Here is a 16,249-nt window from a genome sequence, read left to right on the forward strand (position 1 = left end):
GCGGAAGCGGCTCCTCCGTGTACCGGAGGCGCGCGCTCACCGACCGTCTGCGACGTCGTCCCGTTCGCGCTCGATGAGGTCCTTGCTGCGCACCAGCCGCAGCAACGTGACGACCAGCAGTCCGCCGGCCATGTTCAGCAGCGTCGCGTACCAGAACCAGGCGAGCCAGTCGCCGTAACCGAAGGGGCCGCCGGCGTGGATGCCGGCGAAGATGATCAGCGAGTCGAGGATCGAGTGGAAGAGCACCAGCCCGGCGAGCACGAAGGCGCCGGCGACCGCGGCGACGATCTTCCCGCCCTCGCTCTCGGCCCCCTGCTGCATGCGGGTCATCAGCGTGATCGAGCTGCCGGCCAGCAGGGCGAGGCACACCGCGGTCAGGTCCAGTGGTGCGTCGACGAAGGTGGTGGCCGACTCGACGGCGACCGGGCCCAGCTCCGGGAGCGCGTGCACCACGACCCACATGACCAGCCAGCCGCCCACGAGGTTGGCCACCAGGGTGCCGCCCCACAGCTTGGCCAGCTGGGCGACGCTCGCCCGCTTCGCGACGACCGCCGTCACCGGCACGAGGAAGCCCTCGGTGAACAGCTCGCTGCGGGCCAGCAGCAGGGCGATGAAGCCGACGCTGAACGCCAGCCCGGCGAGCAGGTGGCTGCCGGTCTCGGCGTACACGGCCAGCAGGGCCACGACCCCGATCCCGACCTCGAGCCCGCCGGCGAGGCCGGTGGTCAGCACCTCGCGCCAGGTGCGGTGCAGCCGCTGCGCCCCTTGGGCGACGATCCGGTCGAACGCCTCCACCAGCTCGTCCTCGGCCGGGGCGTCGGTGTCGCCCAGCTCCTCGCGCGCGCTCTCCACTGCCACGGGAGCCGCCCTACCCGTGGCCGCCGGGGTCACACCGGACGAGGACTGTCGGACACGCGGCCGGCCGCGCGGGCGACCGCGACCGCCCAGCCGATGTAGCCCACGTTCACGAGCACCCGCGCCGCGATGCCCGGCGCCCGGTCGTAGGCGCGGGTGGCCGTCCCCATCCGGCGGATCGGGTCGAGGTGGGCCGGCAGGTAGGCGGTGACCAGCCCGGCCGCCAGCCATCCGCCGGGAACCCGGGTGGACGGGACGGCGATCAGCGCACCCGCCAGCACGTCCAGGACTCCGCTCACCGCAACGGCCGCACCCGGCGCGGGGACCCAGTCCGGGATCAGCCCGCGGAAGTACCCGGGGACGACGGCGTGGCCGATGCCGGAACCGGTCATGAGCCCGGCCAGGCCGAGGGCGGCGATGTCGGTCACGCGCCGAGCCTGCCGCACGGGAGCCGCCCCGGGGAAGTCTCCCGCTGCACGGAAGCGATCGTTTGCGCAGGTCAACCAACCGGGTAGCGCCGCGAAGATCGAAAAAGTCGATTCCCCGAGGAGACCCGTGCCCCCCACGCGCAAGCCGAACACGTCCGCCCCCCGCACCGTGAGCCCGACCGGGGTGGGCTACGAGGGGCCCAAGGACGGCCGCGACCCCCGGGCGCAGGCCGGCGACAAGCTGACGACGCCCAACGGCGTCCGCATCCCCGACACCGACCACTCGCTGAAGGCCGGCCCCCGCGGCCCGGTGCTGCTGGAGGACTTCCACCTCCGCGAGAAGATCATGCACTTCGACCACGAGCGGATCCCGGAGCGCGTGGTGCACGCCCGTGGCTCCGGCGCCCACGGCGTCTTCACCGCCTACGGCACCGCATCGAAGGTCACCCGCGCCGCCGTCCTGGCCGAGAAGGGCCTGGAGACGCCGGTCTTCGTGCGCTTCTCGACCGTCCTGGGATCGCGCGGCTCGGCCGACACCGTGCGCGACACCCGCGGATTCGCGACGAAGTTCTACACGAAGGAAGGCACCTGGGACCTCGTCGCGAACAACATCCCGGTCTTCTTCATCCAGGACGCGATCAAGTTCCCCGACGTCATCCACGCCGGCAAGCCGCACCCGGACCACGAGATCCCGCAGGCGCAGTCGGCGCACGACACCTTCTGGGACTTCGTCACCCTGCACACCGAGGCGACCCACCACGCGATCTGGAACATGAGCGACCGGGGCATCCCGCGCAGCTACCGGACGATGGAGGGCTTCGGCGTCCACACCTTCCGACTGGTGAACGACGACCGCGAGACGGTGCTGGTCAAGTTCCACTGGAAGCCGAAGCTCGGCGTGCACTCCCTCACCTGGGAGGAGGCGCAGATCGCCGCGGGTGTCGACCCCGACTTCCACCGCCGCGACCTGTACGAGTCCATCGAGGCCGGCGCCTTCCCGGAGTGGGAGCTCGGCATCCAGGTCTTCCCCGACACCCCGGAGGAGACCTTCGAGGGCATCGACCTGCTCGACCCGACCAAGATCGTGCCGGAGGAGCTCGCCCCGGTTCAGCCCATCGGGAAGCTGGTGCTCAACGCCAACCCGACGAACTTCTTCGCCGAGACAGAGCAGGTCGCCTTCCACACCGGCCACCTGGTCCCGGGCATCGAGGGCACCAACGACCCGCTGCTCCAGGGCCGCAACTTCTCCTACCTGGACACCCAGCTCAGCCGGCTCGGCGGGCCGAACTTCACCCAGATCCCGATCAACCGGCCGCACGCCCCGGTGAACGACAACACCCGCGACGGCTTCCACCAGCACGCCGTCCACCAGGGGCAGGCGCCGTACACGCCGAACAGCGTGGACGGCGGCAGCCCGTTCCCGGCCGACTGGTCCGAGGGCGGCTACGTGCAGGTGCCGCGGGCGGTCCACGGCGAGGTCGGCCGCAGCGCGCCGGCATCCTTCGACGACCACTTCTCGCAGCCGGCGATGTTCTACAAGAGCCTCACCAGCATCGAGCAGCAGCACGTCATCGACGCCTACACCTTCGAGCTCGGCAAGTGCTTCGAGCAGTCGATCAAGGAGCGGGCGCTCATGATCCTGGCCCGGATCGACGAGAAGCTCTGCGCTCAGGTCGCCGCGGGCCTGGGCCTGCCGGTGCCGAAGAAGATCAAGGCGGAGAAGGTGCGGCTGGAGTCCCCGGCGCTGCGCCAGATCAAGCCGACGCCGTTCCCGATCGACGGCCGCATCGTCGGCGTCGTCGCCGGCCCGAAGGCCGACCTCAAGGGCATCGCGACGCTGCGCAAGGCGCTCGAGGCCGAGGGTGCGCAGGTCAAGGTGATCGCACCGCACGGCGGCCAGCTGGTCAGCGGCAAGGACGTGGAGATCGTCGAGCGGACCTTCGCCACCGGCCGGTCGATCGAGTTCGACGCGATCGTCGTCGCCGACGGCGCACCGAAGGACGGCGACTTCCGCGCCCTGGTGATGCTGCAGGAGGCGTTCCGCCACCTGAAGGGCATCGGCGCCTGGGGCGACGGCGTCGAGGTGCTCCGCGCCGCCGGGATCTACCCGAAGGCGCCCGGCGTCATCACCGGCAAGAAGGCGAGCGCCGCGATGGCCGCCGAGACCATCGCCGCCCTGGGCATGCACCGCGCCTGGGACCGCACGCCGCTGGTGAACGCCTCGATGGTGCCGCCCACCGTCAGCGCCTGATCCACACCGCGCACGAGAGCGCCGGTCCCGCACGCCGCGGGGCCGGCGCTCTCGTGCGTCTCAGCGGATGAACGGGGCGCGCTTGAGCGCCTTGAGCCCGGCGGTCATCACCTTCGCGTAGCGGTCCAGCGGCAGGCCGGGCAGCGGGCCGACCGGCAGTCCGCGCTGGACGGCGACGGTCTGCGACTCGGTGTACTTGAGGATCCCCTCGGCGCCGTGCCGGCGGCCGACACCGGAGTCCTTCATCCCGCCCATCGGGGCGTCGTGCGACGCCCAGGCCGCGGCGTAGGCCTCGTTCACGTTCACCGTGCCCGAGCGGATGCGGGTGGCGATCTCCGCGCCGCGCTTCGGCGAGGACCAGACGCTGGCGTTGAGGCCGTACTCGGTGTCGTTGGCCCGCTCGACGGCCTCCTCGGCGTTCCGCACCCGGCTGATCGCGACGACCGGCCCGAAGGTCTCGTCGCGGGCCAGCTCCATCTCGTCGGTGACGCCCTCGAGCACGGTCGGCTCGTAGAACAGCGGCCCGAGGTCCGGGCGCGCCTTGCCGCCGGCGAGCACGCGCGCGCCCTTCGCGACCGCGTCGTCGACGTGCCGGGAGACGACGTCGAGCTGGTCCTGGCTCACCAGCGAGCCCATCTCGGCGTCCCAGTTCAGCCCGGCGGCCAGCCGCATCGCCTTCACCCGCTCGACGAACGCCGGCACGAAGCGGTCGTAGATGCCGTCCTCCACGTACATCCGCTCCACCGAGATGCACAGCTGCCCGGAGTTGGAGAAGCAGGCCCGGATCGCACCCTCGACCGTCTTCCCCAGATCGGCGTCGGCCAGCACGATCATCGGGTTCTTGCCGCCGAGCTCGGCGGAGAAGCCGATCAGCCGGCGGGCGCACTGCTCGGCGACCACCTTCCCGGTGGCGGTGGAGCCGGTGAACATCAGGTACTCGACGCCGTCGATCAGCGGGGTGCCGAGCACCCGGCCGGCGCCGGTGACGACCTGGAGCAGCTCCCGCGGCAGGCCGGCCTCGTACAGCAGCTCGACGGCGATCAGCGCGGTGAACGGCGTCTGCGCGTCGGGCTTGAGCACCACGCCGTTGCCCGCCAGCAGGGCCGGGATGGCGTCGGAGACGGCGAGGGTCAGCGGGTAGTTCCACGGGCTGATCACGCCGATCAGGCCCTTGGGGTGGTGGTGCTCGGTCGTCTGCGTGAGTACTGGCAGCGCGCCCTGGCGGCGGGTCGGCCGCAGGTGCTTGGCCGCGGTGTTCGCGTAGTACCGCGCCGTCATGGCGACGTCGGCCAGCTCCTCGAAGGCGCTCACCCGCGCCTTGCCCGTCTCGGCCTGGGCGACGTCGAGGATCTGCTCCTGCCGCTCGAGCACGAGGTCGTGGTAGCGGAGGATGATCGCGCAGCGCTCGGCCATCGGGCGGCGCGCCCACTCGGCCTGCGCGGCGCGCGCCCGGCGCTGCGCCTCGCGCACGTCGTCGGCGGTGCAGGTGGGCACCTCGCCGACCACGTCGCCGGTGAACGGTGCGTGCGAGGCCTGGCGGGGCCGGTCGGGAGCGGCGGTGACGAGGGCGGCCAGGCGGGACACCAGCGCCGGGTCCAGCGCGGGGGACGGATGCGGTGCGGTCGTCGTCATGGCGACACCTTGCCGCAGGTCAGGCCGGTCCGCCGCTGGGGCCGAAGCGCTCCACCCGGACGTCGGCCGGGTCGAGCCCCAGTTCGACGAGCAGCTGCCCGGCCGCCTCCGCGAACGGACCCGACCCGCACACGTACCCCGTCTGGCCGGGCTCGATCAGCGGCACCAGGTCCATCGCGGTCAGCCGGCCAGGCGGGCGGATGCCGTTCGCCTCGCGGGTGAGGACGACGAGAGCGCCCGCCGCCTCCAGCTCGTCGGCGTAGGGCAGTTCCGCGCGGGTGCGGGCGGAGACGGCGATGCGCAGCAGGTCGGTGCGGCCCAGCGCCCGCGCGGTGCGCAGCATCGCCACGAAGGGGACGACCCCCGATCCGCCACCCAGGAGCAGCGCCGGCGAGACCTGGTCCCACACGAACCAGCCGCCGATCGGCCCGCGCACCTCGAGCTCGTCGCCGGGCTCCACGACGTCGGCCAGGTGGGTGGACACCTCGCCGTCGTCCAGCCGCTCCACGAACAGCTCCACCAGCGGGTCCCCGGGGGCCGACGCCACCGAGTACGAGCGCTGGGCGGTGTAGCCGTCGGGCGCGGTCAGCCGGACGACGTAGTGCTGGCCGGGCAGGTGGTCGACGCGGTCGTGCACGTCGAGCCGCAGCTGGACCGCACGAGCGATCGGCCGGCGCACGCCGGAGACGGTCGCCGTCCGCCATCCGCGGTTCGCTGCGCGGAACGGCTCAATCACCCTGGTACCGCTGCTGCCGCCACGGGTCGCCCCGGTCGTGGTAGCCGTTCTGCTCCCAGAACCCCGGCTGGTCGCGAGTCAGCAGGGTGAGCTTGCTGATCCACTTCGCGCTCTTCCAGAAGTACAGGTGCGGAACCAGCAGCCGGACCGGGCCGCCGTGCTCCGGGGTCAGCGGCTTGCCGTCGAACTCCCAGACCAACCACGCCTTGCCCCCGGTGACGTCGGCCAGCGGCAGGTTGGTCGTGTAGCCGGTCTTCGACGTCGCCATCACGAACTGCGCCTCGGCCGTCGGCCCGGCCGCGTCCAGCAGGGTGTCGACCGAGATCCCGGCGAACCAGGTGCCGAACTTCGACCACGTCGTCACGCAGTGGATGTCGCCCCGGTACTCCGAACGGGGCAGCTGGTGCGCCTCGTCCCAGGTCCAGGTGGTGGGTCGCTCGACCCGCCCGTCGACCGTGACGCTCCAGGTCTCCGGGGCGATGCGTGGGGTGGGCTCGGCGGTGAGCACCGGCCAGTCGGACCCGACGTCGTACTGCCCCGGCGGCAGACGGGGGTCACGTGCGCGCCGGCCGAGGAATCCGCGGGTGGGGGTGGGCACGGCGCGATTCTCCCCCACGCGACCCCGTGGCCCAATCGTGACAGTCGCCGCCACCTGCGCGAATGCCGGAAAACCGGCCCTGACCTGCGGTGAGGGCACCCTTACATGAGCTGTGTCACCACGTGTTTGGTTGGTGGCAAGGCTCCGGTAGTCCTAGCGTGGGGCCTTGTGGTGACGGTGACGCATGCGGGTCGTAGGACGCCGAAGGTCGCGAAGACCAATTCGGTCGTGAAGAAGGCCGTCATGGCCATCAGCGGCATCGTGATGGTGCTGTACCTGATCGCACACATGATCGGGAACCTGAAGGTCTTCACGGGTGCCGAGTCGTTCAACCACTACTCGGAGTGGATCCGCACGATCGGCACGCCGGCGGTCCCCGAGCAGACGACGCTGTGGATCATCCGCATCGCCCTGCTGGTCGCGGTGGTCGCGCACTTCTGGGCGGCCGTCTCGCTGTGGCGCCAGGCCAAGCGCGCCCGCCCCGAGCGGTACGTGACCAAGAAGGCCGTGGCCCAGAGCTACGCCTCCCGCACCATGCGCTGGGGCGGCGTGATCGTGCTGCTCTTCATCGTCTACCACATCCTGGACCTCACGACCGGCACCGTGAACCCGGACGGCGACGCCAGTCCGTACGACCGCCTCGTCGCGAGCTTCTCGAACCCCTTCGTCACCGCCTTCTACGTCATCTCCCTCGTGCTGCTCGGCATGCACCTGCGCCACGGCATCTGGAGCGCCACGCAGACCCTCGGCCAGAGCAACCGGCGCCGGGAGCGGACGGTCAACGCCTTCGCGATCGTCTTCTCCACCGTGCTGATCGCCGGCTTCCTCATCGTGCCCTTCAGCGTCCTCTTCGGGCTCGTCGACTAAGGAGCTCCACCCGCGATGCCTCTCGACCTGTTCAGCGTCGGCGACCCGATCGCCGACACCAAGGCCCCCTCCGACGTCCCGATCGGCGAGCGCTGGAGCGAGCGCCAGTTCCGTGGGCGTCTGGTCAACCCGGCCAACCGCCGCAAGCTGACCGTCATCGTCGTCGGCACCGGCCTGGCCGGCGGCGCCGCCGCGGCCACGCTCGGCGAGGCCGGCTACAAGGTGAAGTCGTTCTGGTACCAGGACAGCCCCCGCCGCGCGCACAGCGTCGCGGCCCAGGGCGGTATCAACGCGGCGAAGAACTACCGCAACGACGGCGACAGCGTGCACCGGCTGTTCTACGACACGGTCAAGGGCGGCGACTTCCGCGCCCGCGAGAACAACGTGCACCGGCTCGCCGAGGTCAGCGTCAACATCATCGACCAGTGCGTCGCGCAGGGCGTGCCCTTCGCCCGCGAGTACGGCGGCCTGCTCGACAACCGCTCCTTCGGTGGCACGCAGGTGTCGCGCACCTTCTACGCCCGCGGCCAGACGGGTCAGCAGCTGCTCTACGGCGCCTACCAGGCCCTCGAGCGGCAGATCGCGGCCGGCAGCGTGGAGCAGAACGCCCGCACCGAGATGCTGGACCTGATCATCGTCGACGGCCGGGCCCGGGGCATCGTCGCCCGCGACCTCGTCAGCGGCGAGATCAGCACCCACTTCGCCGACGCCGTCGTCATCGCCAGCGGTGGCTACAGCAACGTCTTCTACCTCTCCACGAACGCCAAGGGCTCCAACACCACGGCGATCTGGCGGGCGCACAAGCGGGGCGCGTACTTCGCCAACCCCTGCTACACGCAGATCCACCCGACCTGCATCCCGGTCAAGGGCGACTACCAGTCGAAGCTGACCCTGATGTCGGAGTCGCTGCGCAATGACGGCCGCGTGTGGGTGCCCAAGGAGCGCGGCGACGACCGCCCCGCCAACGACATCCCCGAGGGCGAGCGCGACTACTACCTCGAGCGGCTCTACCCCTCGTTCGGCAACCTGGTGCCCCGCGACATCGCCTCGCGCCAGGCGAAGAACGTGTGCGACGAGGGTCGCGGCGTCGGCCCCGGTGGCCTGGGTGTGTACCTCGACTTCGCCGAGGCGATCGAGCGGCTGGGCCGCCCGGCGGTCGAGGCCAAGTACGGGAACCTCTTCGACATGTACGCCCAGATCACGGGCGAGGACCCCTACGTGACGCCGATGCGGATCTTCCCGGCGGTCCACTACACGATGGGCGGGCTGTGGGTCGACTACGACCTGCAGTCGACGATCCCCGGCATGTTCGTGATCGGTGAGGCCAACTTCTCCGACCACGGCGCGAACCGCCTCGGCGCCTCGGCGCTGATGCAGGGTCTGGCCGACGGGTACTTCGTCCTCCCCTCGACCATCAGCTCGTACCTGGCCGACGGCCCGTTCGAGAAGGTCGACGAGTCGCACCCGGCCGCGGTCGAGGCCATGCAGAGCGTGCAGGAGGAGGTGCAGAAGCTCCTCAGCATCAACGGCAACCGCACTCCGGCCTCCTTCCACCGCGAGCTCGGCCAGCTGATGTGGGACTACTGCGGCATGGAGCGCACGGACGAGGGCCTGCGCAAGGCCATCGACCGCATCCGGGAGCTGCGCCGGGAGTTCTGGAGCGACCTCAAGGTCGGCGGCGACTGGCACTCGTTCAACCAGACGCTGGAGCACGCCGGCCGGGTCGCCGACTTCATCGAGCTCGGCGAGCTCATGTGCATCGACGCCCTGCACCGCAACGAGAGCTGCGGCGGGCACTTCCGGGCCGAGAGCCAGACCCCCGAGGGCGAGGCGCTGCGCGACGACGAGAACTTCGCCTACGTCGCCGCCTGGGAGTGGACGCCGGAGGGTCAGCCGCCGGTGCTCCACAAGGAAGACCTCGAGTACGAGTACGTCCACCTCGCCCAGCGGAGCTACAAGTGACAGCCAGCATGCAGTCCAGCGTCGGCAACCCCGCCGACGAGAAGCGCGGGATGAACCTGACCCTGCGCATCTGGCGGCAGAAGGACCCCTCGGTCAAGGGCAAGATGGTGACCTACAAGGTAAGCGACATCTCCCCGGACATGTCCTTCCTCGAGATGCTCGACGTGCTCAACGAGCAGCTGATCATGCAGGGCGACGACCCGGTCGCCTTCGACCACGACTGCCGCGAGGGCATCTGCGGCATGTGCGGTCTGATGATCAACGGCCAGGCGCACGGCCCGCAGCAGACGACCACGTGCCAGCTGCACATGCGGTCGTTCAAGGACGGCGACAAGATCGACATCGAGCCGTGGCGCGCTTCGCCGTTCCCGGTGATCAAGGACCTCGCCGTCGACCGGCGGGCGTTCGACCGGATCATCCAGGCCGGCGGCTACATCTCGGTGCCGACCGGCACCGCGCCGGAGGCGCACGCCACCCCGGTGCCCAAGGCCGACTCGGACGCGGCGTTCGACGCCGCCACCTGCATCGGCTGCGGCGCCTGCGTGGCGGCCTGCCCGAACGCCTCGTCGATGCTGTTCACCGCCGCCAAGGTCACCCACCTCGGCCTGCTCCCCCAGGGCCAGCCCGAGCGCGACGACCGCGTGGTCAACATGGTCGCCCAGCAGGACCGCGAGGGCTTCGGTGGCTGCACGAACATCGGCGAGTGCTCGGCCGCCTGCCCCAAGGGCATCTCGATGGAGACCATCTCCCGGCTGAACCACGACCTGCTCGGCGCGCTGCGCGCCGGCGCACGGCCGAAGAGCTAGTTCCGCGACATCCGACAGAGCCCCATCCCGGAATCCGGGGTGGGGCTCTGTCGTTGCTGCCACACTGCGCCCGTGACGGCGACCGCTGCCCCGCCCGACCTGCCGACCTCTCCCCTGGCACCGGCCCTGCGCCACGTGCTCCTCGCCGGCGTGCTCGGCTGGGTAACCGCGCTGGCCGGTGGGCCCGTCGTGGCCGCCTCGACGCTCGGCGGCTGGAGCGCCGTCGCCGTCACGCTGGCGGGAACCGCCGGGATCTCCTCGTTGCTCGCGGTCGCCCTCGACCGGATGGCCGGCCCGGCCACCGTCGGCCGTGCCGGATCGGTGCTGCGCGGGTGTCTGGTCGGGCTGCTCGGAACGGCTGCGGTGGCAGGCGTGGCCCTCTGGGTGCTGCAGTCGCCGTCGGACACTGCGGACGCCGTCGTCGGGCTCCCGGTGCCACTGCTCGCCGCGTCCGCCGCGGTGCCGTTCGCCGCCGTCGCCGCGCTGCAGTGGCCGGGGATCGTGCGCATCACCGCCGCGGTGCTGCTGGTCGTCGCCGGCGCGGCCGTCGTGATCCCCGCCGGGCAGCGTGCCGAGGAGGGGAACCTCGCCGAGCGGATCCTCACCGAGGTGGGCACCCTGGAGCACCCGTGGGTCGCCGACCTCGACGGCTACCAGAACGCCGTACCGCAGCACACCGGCAGCCCGTTGATCTGGACCCCGCTGGAGGCCGACTCGGGCCGGCCCGACGAAGAGCTCCTGCTGTTCCGCGACCTGGCTCTGGATCCAGCGGAGTCCGACCCGTGCGCCGCGCCCTTCGTGCGCACGCCCGCCGGTGACGCGACGGTCACCTCGTGCGTGCAGGTACGCGACGGCCTCTACCTGCGCACGGCCGACTCCGGGCAGGAACTGGTCCGCCACGACGCCGACGTCCGGATCGGGGTCGTGGCCGGACCGGACGTCCCGGTGGCCGTGCTGGAGGAGACGCTGGCGAGCGCCCGGCCGATGACCGACGACGAGTACGAGACCTGGCTGGACGAGGGGATGACCCCGGGCTGGTGACACCCGCGCCGCAGCTCGGCCGCCCGCCGTTCGGACCCGCGTTCCGTACCCTTCGCCCGTGGCCGACTGGGACGACGTGGCGCGGCTGTGCCTGGCGCTGCCGGGCACGTCCGAGGCGGTCTCCGCCAGCGGTCGGCGCCGCTGGCTCGTACGCGGGAAGACGTTCGTCCGGGAGCGCCCGCTGCACGCCAAGGACCTCGCCGAACTGGGCGCGGCGGCCCCGGACGGCCCGGTTCTGGTCGCCGCGGTGCCGGACGAGGGCGCCAAGGCCGCACTCCTCGCCGCCGAACCGGACGTCTACTTCACGACGTCGCACTTCGACGGCTGGGCCGCGGTGCTGTGCCGGCTCGACCGGCTGGACGGTGCACCGCTGGCCGAGCTGGTGAGCGAGGCCTGGGCGGCCCGGGCGCCGGCGCGGCTGGTCACCCAGCACCTCGGCTGAGCTCGGTCAGGTCGCGGACACCGGCGGGATGATCCGCTCGATCACGTCGGCGGGCATGAGCCCGGCCTTGCCGAAGCGGCTGGCCGCCTCGAGGAACTGCGGGGCCAGCGCGGCCAGGTCCTGGAGCATCTCGCGGGCGGCGTCCTCCCGGCCGGCGAGCGCCGCGATGACCGCCCGCCACATCAGCTGGTCGGGCTCGGTGACCGGGTCCATCGGGCGCAGCAGATCGAGCTCGCGGTCGGCGGTGACCGGGTCGCCGTCGATGGCCTGCTGGAACGCCCGGACGACGTCCTGGTACCGGGCGCGCGTGACGGTGAGGTCGGCCAGGACGCCCAGCGGGTCCGGGGAGTCGTCGACCCGCAGATCGACTACCATGTCGTGCCACGGACGACCGGTGGTGGTGGAGCGGATGACCATGATCGCCGCGGAGCGCCGTCCCCGGAAGTCGCCGCCCGCCTCCTCCCCCGCCACCAGCGAGGAGAGCAGCCGCTGAGCGAGAGGTCCGGCGGAGGCCTCGAAGCGCTCGACCATCGCCTCCCACACCGCCGGCGAGCTGGCCATGTTCGCCAGCGCCACGCAGTTGTCGCCCAGGAGGTGGCCGGCGTCGTCGACGCAGCTCGTGCCGGTGTACGCGGCGAGATCGCCGTTCACGCCGAGGATGGCCAGCTGCCGCCGCTCCGGCTGGGGGTCGACGCTGCTGAGCGCCGTCAGCACCTCCTGGGCGGTGAAGCCGCCCTGCAGCAGGTCCAGGCCGACCGAGCCGTACATCGGCTCGGCCATCGACTGGGTGGCGATGACGCCGTGCCCGGGCAGGGCGAAGGGCACGCTGTTGCCGACGGCGAACGCCTGGGACTGGGTGGCGACGCCCATCTCCCCCGTCTCGGGATCACGGGCAACGATCGAGTAGGTCACCCCTCGGGCCTACCCGCTCCTCCCCCGGGTGGCAAACCCCGACGAAGATCACGAACCGAGGCCGCTCAGCTCGTTGATGCACAGCGCGAGGAACAGGAGGGCGGCGCCGGCGAGCAGGACGTTGGACAGCCAGCCGTTCCGCCAGCGCTCCGGCGTCCGGCTGCTGTTGAGCAGCCAGAGCAGCGTGATCGCCAGGAACGGCATGAAGAACGCGCCGAGCGCGCCGTAGGCGACGACGAGGGCGAACGGCCGCTCGAGGAAGAGCAGCGCCATGGGCGGGAAGGTCAACCACAGCAGGTAGGCGCGGTATGGCAGGCTGCGCTCGGCCCGGCCCTCGGCGAGCTGCCCGCCGGCGCGCTTCGACGTCCGGACGAAGTCGGTGACCAGCAGGCTGACGCCCTGCCAGACGCCGAGCAGCGACGAGAAGGAGGTCGCGAAGAAGCCGACGAGGAACAGCGTGCCGATCACGTCGCCGAACCTGTCGCGGAGGATCTCGTCGAGGTCGAGCAGGCCGCGATCGCCCTCGGTGAGCGAGACGCCGGAGTTGTGGAGCAGGTCGGCGCCGACGATCAGCATCGCGAGGACGAAGACGCCGGTGGTGATGTAGGCGACCCGGTTGTCCAGGCGCATGACCTTCATCCAGCTCGAGTCACGCCAGCCCTTGGCGTTGACCCAGTAGCCGTAGGCGGCCATCGTGATCGTTCCGCCGACGCCGCCGACCAGGCCGAGGGTGTAGACCGCTGATCCCTCCGGCAGCCGCGGCACCAGGCCGGAGAGCGTCGCGCCGAGGTCGGGGACGACGAGGATCGCCAGCCCGACGACGATGACGAACATGACCCCGATGAGGACGGTCATGATCTTCTCGAAGACCCGGTAGTTGCCGAACCAGACGATCGTCAGCCCGACCAGGCCGCAGATGATCCCCCAGGCCGGGATGGAGAGCGCCGGGAAGAGCGCGGCCAGCGGCAGCGCCGACGACGTCATCGCGGTGGCCCCGTAGACGAACCCCCAGATCGCCACGTAGACGACGAAGTAGACCGACGTCCAGGCACCCAGGGACCGCCAGCCGGCGAAGATCGTCGAGCCGCTCGCGAGGTGCCAGCGGCCGACCGCCTCGGCGAGCGCGATCTTGACGACGACGCCCAGCACGACCGCCCACAGCAGCGCGTAGCCGAACCGGGAGCCGGCGATCAGGGTGGCCACCAGGTCGCCGGCGCCGACACCTGTCGCGGCCACGACGATGCCGGGACCGACCAGGCTCCACTTCTTCGTCTGCTGCTGGGGCGCGTCGGCGCCCGGGTCGACGGGCTCGGTCAGCGGTTCTCTGTCCTCGGCCACGCGCCCAGTGCAACCCTGCGCCGCCAAAGCCGCAAGAAGGGGCACCTGGCCGGGTGCGGAGGCGACGACGTGCCGCGCCGGCGACCGCGCCCGACTCCTGCGTGCCGGTGCAGGAGTCACCGGACGGCGTCTACCCGATCACCGGGGTTCGGCACCGTCACCCTGACCCGCCAGGGCAACGGCATCGCGCTCGGCGAGGCGCGGCCCGAGGAGGGGTGGAGCGTCGACACCAGCGGCGACGAGGACGAGGCCGACGTCGAGTTCCGGCGCGGACGGGAGGACGTCGACGTCGAGACCGACCTGGAGGACGACGGTCGGCTGGGGATCGAGGTCTGCGACGACGACGACTGACCGCGCCGAGGGCTAGCTGAGCGCCCCGGCGGTCAGCTCGACCGCGCGCAGCCGGCCCTCCAGCGTCGTGGCCTGGAAGGCGACGATCAGCTCGTCGGCGTCGGCCGTCTTGCGGAACGCCTCGAGGGAGTCGCCCACCTGGCCGGGCGTGCCCAGCGCGGTGTGGGTCAGCATGGTGTTCACGTGCTGGCCCGCGCCCTGCGCCAGGAGCTGGTCGCCCTGCTCGTCGGTGAGCGCCTGGCCGCGGCCGAACAGCCCGATGGCGAGGTTCCGCTTGACGGCCGCGAGCTGCTCGCGGGCGGCGTCCTCGGTGTCGGCGGCGATCACGTTGACCCCGGCGATGACGTAGGGCTCGGCCAGCTGCTCGGAGGGCTTGAAGTCGGCACGGTAGGTGGCGACGGCGGGCTCGAGCATGGCCGGTGCGAAGTGCGAGGCGAAGGCGTAGGGCAGGCCGAGGGCGGCGGCGAGCTGCGCGCCGAACATCGAGGAGCCGAGGATGTACAGCGGGACGTTCGAGCCCTTGCCCGGGATCGCGTCGACGCCGCGGACCCGGGTCTCGCCGGTGAGGTAGCCCTGCAGCTCTTGGACGTCCTGCGGGAAGCTCTCCGCCGAGTGCGGGTCGCGGCGCAGCGCGTACATGGTGTTCTGGTCGCTGCCCGGAGCGCGGCCGAGACCGAGGTCGATGCGGCCGGGGTACATCGCCTCGAGCGTGCCGAACTGCTCGGCGATGGTCAGCGGCGAGTGGTTGGGCAGCATGACCCCGCCGGCGCCGAGCCGGATGCGCCGGGTGTGCGCGCCGACGTGCGAGATCAGGACGCTGGTCGCCGACGAGGCGATCGAGGGCATGTTGTGGTGCTCGGCGTACCAGACCCGCTCGAAGCCGTGCTCCTCCGCGCGCTGCGCCAGCGCGACGCTGGCCGCGATGGACGAGCTCGCCGACTCCCCCCGCGGGATCGGGGCGAGGTCGAGGACGGACAGCTTGGTGTTCATGGGGACAGGCCTTTCACGTCGGTTGCCAGGCACAACCGACGGAACGCCTCGGGGCTTCCCGCCGTCAGCGGCTCTGCAGTGCGTCCAGGGCCACGGCCATCGACGCGGCCACCCGGAAGTCCAGCTGCGGATTGGGCACGGTCACGTTGTACGCGTCGCGGAAGCCGATCTTCTTGTGGCTGGACAGCACGATCTGCCCGGTCCGCTGATCGGTGAAGTCGAAGTGGAAGAGGAACGGCACCCAGACGTCGCCCAGGTACGGGATGAAGCCCCAGATGCGGCGCAGGATCGCGATGGTCATGTTGCGCTCCTGCCCCTTCGCCTCGACACCCGGCGCCGAGAGGTTCCAGGTCGAGCGGATCAGGCTGGCGCCGAACTCCTTGCTGAAGTAGCCGATCACCGTGCCGTACTCGTCGTAGACGTCGTGCTCGGCGCTGACGTCGAGCCGCTGCCGCGCCTTGAAGGAGAAGACCCGCCGCGACTTCGACTCGTCGGAGAAGAAGACGATCTCCTCCTTGAGCTTCATCCGCTTCTGCTGCGCGAAGGCGATGAGCTGGCCCGGAGTGCCGTCGGGGTTCGCCATGAGGATCTCGTAGCGGTTCACCATCATCGTGATCCGCTGCTTGACGAAGAACTGCGGAACCACCATGGGTGCCGGCTGCTGCCCGGCGGGAACGGTCATGCCGTCATCCTGCCGCACGTCGAGCCGTCTGCGTACGCGCCGCCTCAGCGCTCACCTCGCCGGCCGAGCAGGGCGGCGCGCAGCCGCTGCGCCCAGTCCTCGAGCAGGCTGGGACTGGTGCCCTCCGGGAGCGGCGCCGAGGGGACGGCCACCCACAGGAGCAGGTACACGAGGACGCCGGTACCGGCGGTCAGGGTGAGGAGGACGGCCCCGACCCGCCAGAGCGTGGCGTCGATGCCGGTGTACTCGGCGAGCCCGCCGCAGACGCCACCGGCCATCCGGTCGGTGCCGCTGCGGAGGAAGGGCCGGACGGGTGCCGGCTGCGGGGTGGGGATCTCTGTGGTGGTCATGCAGACGA

At 71.4% G+C, this 16,249-nt stretch carries 17 protein-coding genes; 7 read left to right on the forward strand and 10 right to left on the reverse strand.

Translation table 11 applies throughout. The features are described 5' to 3' along the window. Positions 1-36: 36 nt before the first annotated feature. Together LBW97_RS05605 and LBW97_RS05610 are read right to left on the reverse strand one after the other, a co-directional pair. Positions 37-858, reverse strand: coding sequence for a formate/nitrite transporter family protein (locus LBW97_RS05605; RefSeq protein ID WP_224498431.1), 822 nt, complete (start codon positions 856-858; stop codon positions 37-39). Between the two features lie 29 nt (positions 859-887). Beyond that, on the reverse strand, positions 888-1,283 hold the full coding sequence (locus LBW97_RS05610; protein ID WP_224498432.1) for a hypothetical protein: 396 nt from the start codon (positions 1,281-1,283) through the stop codon (positions 888-890). 127 nt (positions 1,284-1,410) lie between these two features. Between LBW97_RS05610 and LBW97_RS05615 the strand changes: the two genes are divergently transcribed. Further along, positions 1,411-3,534, forward strand: a complete 2,124-nt coding sequence (locus LBW97_RS05615) for a catalase (protein WP_308010423.1) — start codon at positions 1,411-1,413, stop codon at positions 3,532-3,534. Positions 3,535-3,594: 60 nt separating this feature from the next. Here LBW97_RS05615 and LBW97_RS05620 read toward each other — a convergent pair whose 3' ends face one another. The 3 genes from LBW97_RS05620 to LBW97_RS05630 are packed head-to-tail and all read right to left on the reverse strand — an operon-like array spanning position 3,595 to position 6,500. Continuing rightward, complete coding sequence (locus LBW97_RS05620; protein WP_224498433.1) at positions 3,595-5,166, reverse strand: succinic semialdehyde dehydrogenase; 1,572 nt, start codon at positions 5,164-5,166, stop codon at positions 3,595-3,597. Positions 5,167-5,185: 19 nt separating this feature from the next. Further along, positions 5,186-5,845 (reverse strand): FAD-binding oxidoreductase, encoded by a 660-nt coding sequence (locus tag LBW97_RS05625; protein WP_224498434.1) that lies wholly within the window; start codon positions 5,843-5,845, stop codon positions 5,186-5,188. Positions 5,846-5,894: 49 nt separating this feature from the next. Beyond that, positions 5,895-6,500: a sulfite oxidase-like oxidoreductase gene (locus LBW97_RS05630; protein ID WP_224498435.1), complete on the reverse strand. Its 606-nt coding sequence runs from the start codon at positions 6,498-6,500 to the stop codon at positions 5,895-5,897. Between the two features lie 228 nt (positions 6,501-6,728). Here LBW97_RS05630 and LBW97_RS05635 point away from each other — a divergent pair, with 228 nt between their 5' ends. The 5 genes from LBW97_RS05635 to LBW97_RS05655 all read left to right on the forward strand — a co-directional run bounded on the left by LBW97_RS05635 (position 6,729) and on the right by LBW97_RS05655 (position 11,618). Further along, on the forward strand, positions 6,729-7,367 hold the full coding sequence (locus tag LBW97_RS05635) for a succinate dehydrogenase cytochrome b subunit (protein ID WP_224498436.1): 639 nt from the start codon (positions 6,729-6,731) through the stop codon (positions 7,365-7,367). Between the two features lie 15 nt (positions 7,368-7,382). Beyond that, positions 7,383-9,329, forward strand: coding sequence for a fumarate reductase/succinate dehydrogenase flavoprotein subunit (locus LBW97_RS05640; protein WP_224498437.1), 1,947 nt, complete (start codon positions 7,383-7,385; stop codon positions 9,327-9,329). Then, positions 9,326-10,135, forward strand: coding sequence for a succinate dehydrogenase/fumarate reductase iron-sulfur subunit (locus LBW97_RS05645; RefSeq protein ID WP_224498438.1), 810 nt, complete (start codon positions 9,326-9,328; stop codon positions 10,133-10,135). Before LBW97_RS05640 ends, LBW97_RS05645 begins: the two co-directional genes overlap by 4 nt. Positions 10,136-10,207: 72 nt before the next feature. After that, the gene (locus LBW97_RS05650; protein WP_224498439.1) at positions 10,208-11,176 is read left to right on the forward strand and encodes a hypothetical protein; all 969 of its coding nucleotides are present in this window, start codon (positions 10,208-10,210) and stop codon (positions 11,174-11,176) included. A 58-nt stretch (positions 11,177-11,234) separates the two neighbouring features. Beyond that, positions 11,235-11,618: an MmcQ/YjbR family DNA-binding protein gene (locus LBW97_RS05655; protein WP_224498440.1), complete on the forward strand. Its 384-nt coding sequence runs from the start codon at positions 11,235-11,237 to the stop codon at positions 11,616-11,618. A gap of 6 nt (positions 11,619-11,624) precedes the next feature. Here the strand turns inward: LBW97_RS05655 and LBW97_RS05660 are convergent, their stop codons facing one another. Beyond that, positions 11,625-12,530: a DUF1028 domain-containing protein gene (locus tag LBW97_RS05660; protein ID WP_224498441.1), complete on the reverse strand. Its 906-nt coding sequence runs from the start codon at positions 12,528-12,530 to the stop codon at positions 11,625-11,627. 48 nt (positions 12,531-12,578) lie between these two features. Further along, positions 12,579-13,868, reverse strand: coding sequence for an Nramp family divalent metal transporter (locus LBW97_RS05665; RefSeq protein ID WP_224498442.1), 1,290 nt, complete (start codon positions 13,866-13,868; stop codon positions 12,579-12,581). A gap of 69 nt (positions 13,869-13,937) precedes the next feature. Between LBW97_RS05665 and LBW97_RS05670 the strand changes: the two genes are divergently transcribed. Then, a complete protein-coding gene (locus LBW97_RS05670) occupies positions 13,938-14,219 on the forward strand; it encodes a hypothetical protein (protein WP_224498443.1) in 282 nt (93 codons plus the stop codon). A gap of 12 nt (positions 14,220-14,231) precedes the next feature. On the opposite strand, the gene LBW97_RS05675 is transcribed toward LBW97_RS05670, so the two are convergent. The 3 genes from LBW97_RS05675 to LBW97_RS05685 all read right to left on the reverse strand — a co-directional run bounded on the left by LBW97_RS05675 (position 14,232) and on the right by LBW97_RS05685 (position 16,241). After that, positions 14,232-15,209 carry an LLM class flavin-dependent oxidoreductase gene (locus LBW97_RS05675; RefSeq protein ID WP_224498444.1) on the reverse strand — a complete coding sequence of 326 codons (978 nt, stop codon included), beginning with the start codon at positions 15,207-15,209 and terminating at the stop codon, positions 14,232-14,234. Positions 15,210-15,273: 64 nt separating this feature from the next. Beyond that, entirely contained in the window at positions 15,274-15,891 is a 618-nt protein-coding gene (locus tag LBW97_RS05680; RefSeq protein ID WP_224498445.1) for a hypothetical protein, read from the reverse strand. 44 nt (positions 15,892-15,935) lie between these two features. After that, on the reverse strand, positions 15,936-16,241 hold the full coding sequence (locus LBW97_RS05685; RefSeq protein WP_224498446.1) for a PspC domain-containing protein: 306 nt from the start codon (positions 16,239-16,241) through the stop codon (positions 15,936-15,938). Between the last annotated feature and the right edge of the window lie 8 nt (positions 16,242-16,249).

Origin of the sequence: Blastococcus sp. LR1, from assembly GCF_020166105.1 — a bacterium.
GTDB lineage: Bacteria > Actinomycetota > Actinomycetes > Mycobacteriales > Geodermatophilaceae > Blastococcus.

Excerpts from the sequence above, each read along its gene's own strand:
- LBW97_RS05620 (WP_224498433.1), bottom strand. The coding sequence starts at position 5,166 with ATGACGACGACCGCACCGCATCCGTCCCCCGCGCTGGACCCGGCGCTG.
- LBW97_RS05640 (WP_224498437.1), top strand. The coding sequence starts at position 7,383 with ATGCCTCTCGACCTGTTCAGCGTCGGCGACCCGATCGCCGACACCAAG.
- LBW97_RS05675 (WP_224498444.1), bottom strand. The coding sequence starts at position 15,209 with ATGAACACCAAGCTGTCCGTCCTCGACCTCGCCCCGATCCCGCGGGGG.
- LBW97_RS05680 (WP_224498445.1), bottom strand. The coding sequence starts at position 15,891 with ATGACCGTTCCCGCCGGGCAGCAGCCGGCACCCATGGTGGTTCCGCAG.
- LBW97_RS05685 (WP_224498446.1), bottom strand. The coding sequence starts at position 16,241 with ATGACCACCACAGAGATCCCCACCCCGCAGCCGGCACCCGTCCGGCCC.